1 protein-coding gene is annotated in these 616 nt (G+C 35.9%); it reads right to left on the bottom strand.

What is annotated here, in order from left to right:
- The coding region (locus tag LG31_RS20655; RefSeq protein WP_202963014.1) for a hypothetical protein at positions 1–616 on the bottom strand (616 nt) is incomplete at both ends.

The raw sequence follows: 616 nt of genomic DNA on the forward strand, positions 1-616 counted from the left end.
CCAAAGAATTTTTAAATAACCCCTTGTTTTTATTTATTTCTTCCTGAGTTTTTCTGCCTCTTGCGCGATCAAGTCTAATGGTCGTGTCTCCAAATGTAATTTCTTCGGCGTTATCATCATAAATGATAGGGTCTGTAGCGTCATACAGCTTTTTTTTTTCATCAGTTAGTTTACTTTTAAAGGTTTTAAAAATTTTATTACGGTCGATAGGGGTTTCACCAAACTTGCAACCAGACCAATCAGAGTGATTGTAATTTGTTCCAATCGTATATCTTGAGAAGTCACCGCCTCCCATAATAGAGCTCCAAAGTTCACGATAAAGCTCTTTATCATAGAGAGATTCAAGTTCTTCTTTTGAAGGAATCTCGTCAGGCCAACAACTGTTATATGGGGGATTAGTCTTGAATAGTTCAACACCGTTAAGTTCGACTCCAAGATGAGTAGAAAATTCGATAATTTCTCTTGCATAGTCTCGAAGTAATATATGTGGGTACACATACTTAGAACCAAATATTTTTTGGTAAACAGTTTCGGCCAAATATTTTAGCTCTTGAATATTATCAGTTCGCAATGTACAGCCTAATGCGACTGAAAAAATTCTTTCCCAGACATAAGG

Origin of the sequence: Aeromonas lacus (assembly GCF_000764665.1) — a bacterium.
GTDB lineage: Bacteria > Pseudomonadota > Gammaproteobacteria > Enterobacterales > Aeromonadaceae > Aeromonas > Aeromonas lacus.